The organism is Natronorubrum texcoconense, assembly GCF_900100335.1.
GTDB lineage: Archaea > Halobacteriota > Halobacteria > Halobacteriales > Natrialbaceae > Natronorubrum > Natronorubrum texcoconense.
The window spans coordinates 34,188-43,113 of the sequence record NZ_FNFE01000002.1 but is presented as its reverse complement, the minus strand read 5'-3'; the positions used below and the strand labels follow the sequence as shown (position 1 = coordinate 43,113).

The 8,926-nt window shown below is 65.0% G+C and carries 10 protein-coding genes; 5 read left to right on the top strand and 5 right to left on the bottom strand.

The features are described from left to right. Window positions 1-104 precede the first annotated feature (104 nt). The 4 genes from BLT08_RS06470 to BLT08_RS06455 form a co-directional block, all read right to left on the bottom strand. Window positions 105-1,262, bottom strand: coding sequence for an epoxide hydrolase family protein (locus BLT08_RS06470; protein WP_090304081.1), 1,158 nt, complete (start codon window positions 1,260-1,262; stop codon window positions 105-107). A 66-nt stretch (window positions 1,263-1,328) separates the two neighbouring features. Continuing rightward, entirely contained in the window at window positions 1,329-2,618 is a 1,290-nt protein-coding gene (locus BLT08_RS06465) for an MFS transporter (RefSeq protein ID WP_090304077.1), read from the bottom strand. A 161-nt stretch (window positions 2,619-2,779) separates the two neighbouring features. Next, the gene (locus BLT08_RS06460; protein WP_090304074.1) at window positions 2,780-3,811 is read right to left on the bottom strand and encodes a phosphate signaling complex PhoU family protein; all 1,032 of its coding nucleotides are present in this window, start codon (window positions 3,809-3,811) and stop codon (window positions 2,780-2,782) included. Between the two features lie 104 nt (window positions 3,812-3,915). Continuing rightward, window positions 3,916-4,989, bottom strand: coding sequence for an ATP-NAD kinase family protein (locus BLT08_RS06455; protein ID WP_090304071.1), 1,074 nt, complete (start codon window positions 4,987-4,989; stop codon window positions 3,916-3,918). A gap of 159 nt (window positions 4,990-5,148) precedes the next feature. On the opposite strand from BLT08_RS06455, the gene BLT08_RS23575 reads away from it, so the two are divergent. Continuing rightward, window positions 5,149-5,274 (top strand): hypothetical protein, encoded by a 126-nt coding sequence (locus BLT08_RS23575; RefSeq protein WP_006091941.1) that lies wholly within the window; start codon window positions 5,149-5,151, stop codon window positions 5,272-5,274. Between the two features lie 28 nt (window positions 5,275-5,302). Here BLT08_RS23575 and BLT08_RS06450 read toward each other — a convergent pair whose 3' ends face one another. Then, the gene (locus BLT08_RS06450) at window positions 5,303-5,992 is read right to left on the bottom strand and encodes a competence/damage-inducible protein A (RefSeq protein ID WP_090304068.1); all 690 of its coding nucleotides are present in this window, start codon (window positions 5,990-5,992) and stop codon (window positions 5,303-5,305) included. Window positions 5,993-6,183: 191 nt separating this feature from the next. On the opposite strand from BLT08_RS06450, the gene BLT08_RS06445 reads away from it, so the two are divergent. The 4 genes from BLT08_RS06445 (at window position 6,184) to queC (ending at window position 8,919) form a co-directional block, all read left to right on the top strand. Continuing rightward, window positions 6,184-6,540, top strand: a complete 357-nt coding sequence (locus BLT08_RS06445) for a winged helix-turn-helix domain-containing protein (protein WP_090304066.1) — start codon at window positions 6,184-6,186, stop codon at window positions 6,538-6,540. Window positions 6,541-6,818: 278 nt separating this feature from the next. Further along, window positions 6,819-7,307 carry a 6-pyruvoyl trahydropterin synthase family protein gene (locus tag BLT08_RS06440; protein ID WP_090304064.1) on the top strand — a complete coding sequence of 163 codons (489 nt, stop codon included), beginning with the start codon at window positions 6,819-6,821 and terminating at the stop codon, window positions 7,305-7,307. 1 nt (window position 7,308) lies between these two features. Then, window positions 7,309-8,172, top strand: a complete 864-nt coding sequence (locus BLT08_RS06435) for a 7-carboxy-7-deazaguanine synthase QueE (RefSeq protein ID WP_090304061.1) — start codon at window positions 7,309-7,311, stop codon at window positions 8,170-8,172. 6 nt (window positions 8,173-8,178) lie between these two features. Continuing rightward, window positions 8,179-8,919, top strand: coding sequence for a 7-cyano-7-deazaguanine synthase QueC (gene queC, locus BLT08_RS06430; protein ID WP_090304057.1), 741 nt, complete (start codon window positions 8,179-8,181; stop codon window positions 8,917-8,919). Window positions 8,920-8,926 lie beyond the last annotated feature (7 nt).

The following is an 8,926-nucleotide window of genomic DNA, read 5'->3' as shown; positions in this document are numbered from 1 at the left end:
TGCGCATCCGCTACTTTTGCGTTGCGTCCCGACGCTCCCCGCGCCGACGGAGCGATCGGTGGCTCGAGTCCCCTCTGTGCGACGCTCACACGCCGATACGGGCGCTACGGATCGACTTCGCGGACGAACGTCCGAACGTCCTCGACGAACAGCTCCGGAACTTCCATCGCCGCGAAGTGTCCGCCTGCGGGCATCTCGGCCCAGTGGACGACGTCGTAGACCTCCTCGGCCCAGACGCGCGGCGTCTTGTGGATCTCCGCGGGGTAGCGCGCGTGACCCGTCGGCACGTCGACCGAGTCGGGCGTCGCCGACCTGACGTCGGTCTCGTAATAGACGCGCATCGAGGAGCCGATCGTCTCCGTCAGCCAGTAGACGCTCAGGTTGTCGAGCAGTCGATCGCGATCGAACGAGGACTCGAGGTCGCCGTCGCAGTCGCTCCAGGCGCGAAACTTCTCCGTGAGCCAGCCGGCGAGCCCGACCGGCGAGTCGGTGAGTCCGTACGCCAACGACTGGGGTTTCGTTTCCTGAATCTCGTGGTAGCCGGTCCCGGTCTCTCGGAACTCCTTCGTCTCCTCGTAGTCGGCCCGTCCCTGCTCGTCCAGCAGTTCCATCGGCTCTGTGAGCGTCGACGGCGTCAGGAAGACCATGTTCGTGTGAATCGCGTCGACGCGATCGGGGTAGTTCGCGCCCAAAATCGCCGTGATCAGTGCGCCCCAGTCGCCGCCCTGCGCGACGAAGCGGTCGTAGCCGAGGCGGTCCATCAGCGTCGCAAAGGCGTCGGCCATCCGCGGGACGTCCCAGCCCGGTTCGGTGGTCGGCCCGGAGAAGCCAAACCCCGGCAGCGAGGGCGCGACGACGTGGAACGCGTCGTCGGGATCGCCGCCGTGGGCAACCGGATCGGTTAGCGGGCCGAGGACGTCGAGAAACTCCATCACGGAACCCGGCCAGCCGTGGCTCAACAGGAGCGGAGTCGCCGACGGCTCGGGTGACCGAACGTGATAGCAGTGGATCCGTTGGCCGTCGATCACCGTCGCGTACTGGTCGAACTCGTTGCAGCGCCCCTCGAAGGCCGACCAGTCGAAATCCTTGCGCCAGTACGCACAAAGCGACCGCAGCGTCTCGCGTTCGGTTCCGTACTCCCAGCCCGCGTCCGGCAGTTGGTCGGGCCAGCGCCCCCGCTCGAGACGCGCCCGAAGGTCGTCGATCGCCTCCGCTTCGACCGTCAGTTCGAAGGGCTCGATCGACTCGTCGGCTGTCGTCATACGAGTTGGTACGGTATCGTGTGCCAAAGGAGTACGGCCTCCGGTCGGCGCTCGCCTCTCGTTCGGTCAATCGCTCCCGACGACCGGGACCGGCCGCGTGGTCTCGAGCGTCTCCTCGATCTGCGTGTAGACGAGAATCGTGCCGAAGACGGCGAGGACGGTGCCGAAGACGAACGGAACGTAAAAGCCGTAGCCGACGAGCGCGCCCGAGGAGAGCGGGCCGATGGCGATCCCGTAGCCGAAGGCCATCGTCAGAATCGAGAGCTTCGAGCCGGATTCCCCTTCGCCTGCGAGGTCGCCCGCCAGCGCGAGCGACGGTGCGAACACCATCGCGCCCGCGATGCCCTGTGCGAGGCGAGCGACGAACATGAGTTCCGACGAGAAGAGAAAGCCCTGGACGAGCGTCGTCGGGATCAATAGGATCATCCCGCCGACGATGAACGGCCGTCGTCCGTAGTAGTCGCTGGCCCGACCGATCGGCGTCTGCAACAGGACCTGCGCGAGGATGAAGGCCGCGAACTGGAGTCCGAACCAGGTCGATCCCTGCTCGAGGCGAGCGTTGACCTGGGGTTGAATCGTCGCGAACAGGGCGATCGCGGCCGCCATGAACAGCGAGGCGACGCCGAGGGTAAAGATCGGATCGAGCAGCCGTTTGCCGGTCGGGTCGCGGATCGCGATCGAGAGGTCCGCGCCCGCGTTCGCCTTCGTCGCGTCGGGGTCGGAGATGAGGATAGTGACGAGCAGGTAGCTGATCAGCGCCGTCACCGTCGCGATGTAGAAGACCGCGTCGAAACCGGTGACTTCCAGGCCCGTCGGTATCGCGTACGGTCCGAGGTTGACGACCGCCCCGGCGGCGATGGGACCGGCGCCGAACCCGATCAGTCGAAACGTGTTGTAGACGCCCATGTTGCCACCCCGGTCCTGCGTCGTCGCGAGTTCGTTGACGAGCGCGATCGACGCCGGGACGATGAAGGAGACGCTGACGCCCTGTAAGCCGCGGATCACCAGCAGCGAGAGGTACGACTCCGCGAAGATGTACGAGAGGTTCGTCACGGCGAGTCCGCCGAGCCCGATCAAAATGAACGGCTTTCGACGGCCCACCCGGTCGGAGAGGCGACCGGTAAACGGCTGGAAGCTACTGTTCAGGAAGCCGAACAGGGAGAGGATAATTCCGATCACCATCGCCTCCTCGAGGCCGAACGTGGCCCCGCCGACGATGTCGCTCGCCACGTACAGCGGGATGACGATGATCAGAAACGAGTTGCCGACGCCGTCCGCCATCCGGGCGAACGCCAGCGCGAGCACTCGTCGGTCGACCGCGAACTGCGCGACGATCCGACGAGCGAGGTCCCGCATCGGCTATAGCTGCGGTAGCCGTTCCGATTATCCTTTCGAACCGAAATACCCGCGGGCCAGTTCGTCGACACTCGTCGGCAACGTGTCTCGTCGCCTCGAGCGACGGAACGGAAAATCGGTGGACACGGCCGACCCGACGGGTCGTCCCGAACGGGACGTCCTCAGTTGATCGTCGTGTGTTCGGACTCCTCGTTCAGCGCGAGGTTCGCCGCGATCTCGGCGTTTCGCATCGCGTACTGAGCGGTCTGCTGGAGGCTGACGAGCACCTCTCGAACGCGAAGCAGATCCTCGTTGTCCATCTCGGGGAGTTCGGCGAGAATCTCCTTCTCCTGATCGGAGATCTCGTGGAACATCGCTCGGACCTGGTTGGACTTGTCGTAGTCGCGTTCGACGGCGGCCTCGACGGCGAGGGAGGTGATCTCGTCGACCAGCTCGTTCAGTTCGCGGATGTCGCGCATGACCGAGCTATCGACGTTGAGGCTGTGGCCCTCCGTCTCGATGACGATATCGGCGATGTCCTCGCCGTTGTCCGCCGTCAGCTCGAGGTTCTTCGCGATCGATCGGTAGCCGATCAGCGGGAACCCGGTGTTGAGACCGACCGCACGCGCGAGGTTCGGGTTCTGGTAGGCCGTAAAGATCAATCGAAGCAGGAGGACGAAGATCTTGTTCGCCTGCCGTTCCCGGTTCAGGGCGCGCTGGGCGAGATCGGGGTTGCCGTGGGCCAACGCTTTGATGCCCTCGCCGCGCATCGTCTGTCCGGTTCGCTCGAGGCGCTCTAAGAGGTTGTCGAGCGTGAAGTCCTCGGGATCGACCGAACACCGGATCGAGATGCTCTCGGGGGTCTCCTCGATGACGCCGAGTCCCATCAGCTGGGTTTCTGCCTGATAGACGGCGTTGATGTGGTCGGACTCGAGCGCGCCGTCTTCGGTGTCGATCCGAATGACGCGGCGGCCGAGTACGTACTGCGCGACGATCGCGCGCTCGACGGCGTCGGCGTCGAGGTCGTCGGCGTGGATGATCGCCTCCGTCTCCTCGGAGCTCGCCGATTCGGGCATGACGGTGAGCGTCCCTTTCCCGCTGGTTCGCAGGGAGACCTCGTCGCCTTTCTCGACATCGTGTTCGGACGCCCATTCTGCGGGGAGGGTCATGGCAAGCGTCGACGGACCCAGTCGCTGCACTTTCCGCGTTTCCATATGGACATCTATGGAACGACGACACCTTAATCTTGACTATACCATCCTTATATCTGAATCGGATAGTAATATGGTTGGTTGTGAGGGCTGCCCCTATCGATACCTTAAACAAGCTTCACGAGTCGGGTCGTAAACCGCCCCGTTCGGACCTGCATCCAGCCGCGAAGCTCGTCGTCGAGTTCGCGGTCGTCGGTATCGACGCGCAGTGCGTCGATGCCGTCCAGTTTCGTCCCCGAGGCGACGACCTCGATCTCGTCGGCGCGCCGGATGACCGCCGGCGAGAGCTGGTGGTTGCCGCGGCCGAAGAGAAACCCCTGTCCGCCGATCGGTGAGACGACGATCGTCACCGGTCCCTCGAGAACGGCGAGGATCTCGCTCTCGGAGGCGTCGCGGGCGAGGAGTTCGCCGTCGCGCCAGACGTCGACGCCGAGCGGCGAGGGGTCGATTCCCAGTTCCCGCTCGATGGCTCCGACGGTGCCGCCGGGACCGAAGACGTACGTTCGTTCCCCGTCGATCTCGCGGGCGAACCCTGCAGCGAGCGAGTCGACGTTCCCGCTCGAGACCTGCTTGCTCGACTGGACGTCGGGCGCGACGGGAACCGGGATGACGGCCCGCAGTTCCGTCCGGACCTCCCCCTCGCGGTAGGCCTCCTCGTCGATGTCGTTGACTTCCCGGTCGGCGACGCGGTCGAACTCCGCGGCGATTCTGCCCGCGTCGGCTGGCGTCACCGCGAACACCGAGGAGTAGATCTTGACGCCGGCGGGGACGCCGAGCATCGGCGTCACGTCATCGCTTTCTTTCTCCAGTACCCGGGCGACGTCGACGGCCGTCCCGTCGCCGCCGACGAAGAGCACGAGATCGACGTCGCGCTCGAGGAAGGCCTCGACCGCCGCCCGCGTGTCCGCCGCGGTCGTCTCGGCAGTTGCCGGATCGTAGACAACCACGGGGTCGTAACCGGCGTCTCGCACCGCACGCTCGCCCATCACGTCCGCGGCCGTGTAGACGGTCACCTCCGGTGTCCGCCGGTGAAGCGCTTGCAGTGCTTCTCGCGCCCGCTCAGGCGCACGCGGCTCGGCCCCGCGGCGTCGCGCCTCCTCGAGTTTGCCGTCGGTTCCCTTCAATCCGACCCGACCGCCCATTCCCGCGATCGGGTTCACGACGACACCGAGAGACTCCATACCAGAGTTAGGGGAAGCCGATCCAAAAGCCGTGTGGTGTTTTCGGCGCAGGAGGGAGCGGGCGACGACCGCCGGGCGTCTCTCCCGCGGAGCGACGTCGAGAACTGCTCCCCATCGGGATTCTGAAAGATTAAGAGGGATGGGAACACACCGCCGAACATGAACCAACTCGCGTTCGCCGTGCTCGAGGCGGAGACGGAACTGCCGATGGAGATCGCCGGCTGGGGGGTCCTGGCACTGAGTCTGCTCGTGACGATCGGCTGGCTCGCCTATCTGTACCGATAACGAACCGCTGGCCGTCGAACGTCGACGGTTATTCTTCGGGTTCGTCGACGCGCTCGCGGAGCCACGCTGCGGCCGCAGCGACCGTCGCCTCGTCGGTCCCCTCGAGCGAGAGCCGAACCGATCCACCCGGATAGCTGCCGACCGCGACGTCGAACCGGTCTCGGACTTCGGCAATTCGATCGAGTAAGGCGCTCTCCGGTTCGTCGGCGACGACCTCCTCGCGGTACGTCGCGGTCCCCGAAAACTCGGACTCGATCGACTCGAACATCGCTTTCATCTCCGAGGGGACGCCCGGGAGCACGTAGATGCCCTCGAGGACGGCCCCGGGTGCGACCCCCGCCTCGTTGTGCAGCGCGCGTGCTCCCGTCGGCAGGTCGGCGGTCCCTTCGGTCAGGTCGGCACGCGAGTAGCCGTCGTCCTCGAGCCAGGCGAGCGCGCCCTCGTGTTCCTCGAGCGAGCGGCCGACGGCGGCGGCGACGCCCGCCATGGTGACGTCGTCGTGCGTCGGTCCGAGGCCGCCGGTGACGATCACGGCGTCGTACTCGGCCCGGTACTCGTTGACGACGCGAGCGATGTCACCGATTCGGTCGGGGATCGTTGTGACGCGCTCGACCGAGACGCCGCGGTCGCTGAGCCGGTCACAGAGCCAGGTTGCGTTGGTGTTTATCGTCCGTCCGGCGAGCAGTTCGTCTCCGACGGTGACGACCGCGACGTTCATGACGCCTCGTTCGGGCCGCGGAGTGAAACGAGTATCGAGGTATCGGTTCGGGCCCGCGGTCACCGCTGCGCTGGTACTCGACGCCACAGTGTCAGCCGTCTATACTGTTCGACGATCGTCGCTCGAGCTTATAAAACCGGTCCCGAAACAACCACAAGATTAAATCTTGATAATTCAGTACACAGTGAACGATGTCTCATAGTCGGAGGGAACGACCCGAGGCGGACTCGACCACGGTTCTTTCAGCGCTCGGGAACAAATACAGCGCAGAGATTCTCTGTGCTGCAGGCACACCGAAATCGGCACAGGCACTGAGTAACGATATCGAGATTCCGATCGCGACGTGTTATCGTCGCATCGAAGAACTCGTCGACGCCGGACTGTTGACCTGCGAGGGCCGACAGCTCTCCGAAGAGGGCCGGCGGACGAACATCTATCGGCGGACGCTCGACGAAATCGAAGTCGACTTCTCCGACGAGCGCCCGCAGTTTTCTCGGAAACGACGAACTGAAGCCAAAAACAGGCTGCAGGATCAGCTCAAGGACTGAAGGCGTCGCTCGCGAACGACTGCAGGTAGTCACTACCCGGTGGAAGGTGGTGCGGGCGGAGTCGAGACCGGGTAGCTTCGCCACGCTCGCCGGTTCCGACCGCGGTCTCGCAGAGACCTCGTACTTTTTGAGCCGTTCAGATTTCGCTCGCTAGCGAGTGCGGTACGTCGCTCGAGCCTTCCGTGCGTAGTCGTGTACCTGCGGCCCTGTCCGTCCACATTCGTGTGGCAACGCACCGAGTGGACCACAGTTAAGTGCTCTTGTGAGAATACCATGATATGACTGGACGAGCAACGACGTCCGATCGACGGGACGAAATCGGTGCCGACGGCGGCGAGGATGCGATTATCGGGACCGAGCGCGTTCTCCACGTCGGCCGGGATCGACCGATCAGAATCAGCACCGGGCACCGGATTCTCCACCACGACGGGAAGTGCTCGCGACCCCACGGTCACAACTACGAGGTCGCCGTCACCGTCGTCGGCGAACTGACCGAAGAGGGGTGGGTCGCCGACAAAGGCGATATTACCGACGTCATCGACGAGTGGGATCACATGTTCCTCCTCGAGGCGGGCGACCCCCTCGTGGAGGCCTTCGAGGCGGCCGGCGACGACGACGGCGTGATCGTCCTCGAGCATCCGCCGACGGCGGAGGTGATGAGCGTCATCCTGGAGCGAAAGCTCGAGGCCGCGCTGCCCGAGAACGTCACCGAAATCGGCGTTCAGGTCAACGAAACGAGCGAACTCTGCGGCGGGAGCCGGTTCTGAGATGCCGGTCTCGAACTCGGTCGATCGGGAGGTGACGCGAGCGAGCGCGACCGACGGCGACGCGGGCGGCCGCGAGTCGACGGACGAGCTCCCGATCAACGAACTGTTCTACTCCCTGCAAGGGGAGGGAACGCTCGCCGGCGTTCCGTCGGTGTTCGTCCGCACGAGCGGCTGTAACCTCCGCTGTTGGTTCTGCGACTCCTATCACACCTCCTGGGAGCCGACCCACGCCTGGCTGGATCTCGAGGCGATCCTCGAGGAGATCGAGTCGTACGAACAGGCCGAGCACGTCGTCCTCACGGGCGGCGAGCCCATGATCCACGAGGGCTGTGTCGACCTGCTCGAGGCGCTCGACGAGCGCGGCTATCACACCACCGTCGAGACCAACGGGACGATCTCCCGCGACGCGCCGATCGATCTCGCGTCGATCAGCCCGAAACTCGAGAGCAGTACGCCGACACCCGAACGCGATCCAAGGAGCGAGATTCCGGAGGAATCTCGGAGCGATGAGCGGCGACCGACGGGAGCCGCGAATCAGGGCGAAGGGGAGTGGGCGGAGCGCCACGAGAACGACCGGATCGATCTCGAGGCGCTCACCGACCTCGTCGAGAGCTACGAGTTCCAACTGAAGTTCGTCGTCACCGACGAGGAGGACATGCCCGAGATTCTCGAGTTGCTCGCCGACCTCCGAGACGCGGCGTCCGTCCCGATCCGGGACGACGACGTCCTCCTGATGCCCGAAGGCGCGACGCGGGAGCGACTCGAGGAGACCCGCGCTCGAGTCGCCCAGTTGGCGATGGACCACGGCTTCCGGTACACGCCGCGACTCCACGTCGACCTCTGGAACGACGCCCCCGAGACGTGATTTGCAATGACTGATACCACCGACGCTCCCACGACTGGCGAATCGACTTCGAAACGCGCCGTCGTCCTCCTTTCGGGGGGCATGGACAGCGCTACCGCCGCCTATGAGGCTCGCGACCGCGGCTACGAGATCTACGCGCTGCACACCTCCTACGGCCAGCGAACGGAGGACCGGGAACTCGAGTGTGCCCGCCGACTCGCCGACGAGCTCGACGCTACCGACTTCCTGCGGATCGAGACCGGCCACCTCGCCGAGATCGGGGCCTCGAGTCTCACCGACGACGAGCTGGCCGTCGAAGACGCGGATATGGACAGCGACGAGATCCCTTCCTCGTACGTTCCCTTCAGGAACGCGAACCTGCTCTCGATGGCCGTCTCCTACGCCGAGGCCAACGACTGCGAGGCCGTCTTCATCGGCGCCCACAGCGAGGATTTCGCGGGCTATCCGGACTGCCGGCCCGAGTTCTTCGACGCGTTCGAGCAGGTCGTCGACGTCGGGACGAAACCGGAGACCGAGATCTCGATCGAGGCCCCGTTCGTCGAGGACTCGAAGACGGAGATCGCCGAGCGAGGGGTTGCTCTCGAGGTCCCCTACGAACACACCTGGAGCTGTTACCGCGAGAACGAACCAGCCTGTGGGACCTGCGACTCGTGTGCGTTCCGGCTACAGGCGTTCCAGAACGTCGGCGTTCGGGATCCGATCGCGTACGCCGAGCGGCCGTCGTACGTCGAGGAAGCCGGCAAGTAGTAGACCG

Coding starts and splice junctions, on each gene's coding strand:
- BLT08_RS06470 (WP_090304081.1), bottom strand. CDS start 1,262: ATGACGACAGCCGACGAGTCGATCGAGCCCTTCGAACTGACGGTCGAA.
- BLT08_RS06465 (WP_090304077.1), bottom strand. CDS start 2,618: ATGCGGGACCTCGCTCGTCGGATCGTCGCGCAGTTCGCGGTCGACCGA.
- BLT08_RS06460 (WP_090304074.1), bottom strand. CDS start 3,811: ATGGAAACGCGGAAAGTGCAGCGACTGGGTCCGTCGACGCTTGCCATG.
- BLT08_RS06455 (WP_090304071.1), bottom strand. CDS start 4,989: ATGGAGTCTCTCGGTGTCGTCGTGAACCCGATCGCGGGAATGGGCGGT.
- BLT08_RS23575 (WP_006091941.1), top strand. CDS start 5,149: ATGAACCAACTCGCGTTCGCCGTGCTCGAGGCGGAGACGGAACTGCCG.
- BLT08_RS06450 (WP_090304068.1), bottom strand. CDS start 5,992: ATGAACGTCGCGGTCGTCACCGTCGGAGACGAACTGCTCGCCGGACGG.
- BLT08_RS06445 (WP_090304066.1), top strand. CDS start 6,184: ATGTCTCATAGTCGGAGGGAACGACCCGAGGCGGACTCGACCACGGTT.
- BLT08_RS06440 (WP_090304064.1), top strand. CDS start 6,819: ATGACTGGACGAGCAACGACGTCCGATCGACGGGACGAAATCGGTGCC.
- BLT08_RS06435 (WP_090304061.1), top strand. CDS start 7,309: ATGCCGGTCTCGAACTCGGTCGATCGGGAGGTGACGCGAGCGAGCGCG.
- queC (WP_090304057.1), top strand. CDS start 8,179: ATGACTGATACCACCGACGCTCCCACGACTGGCGAATCGACTTCGAAA.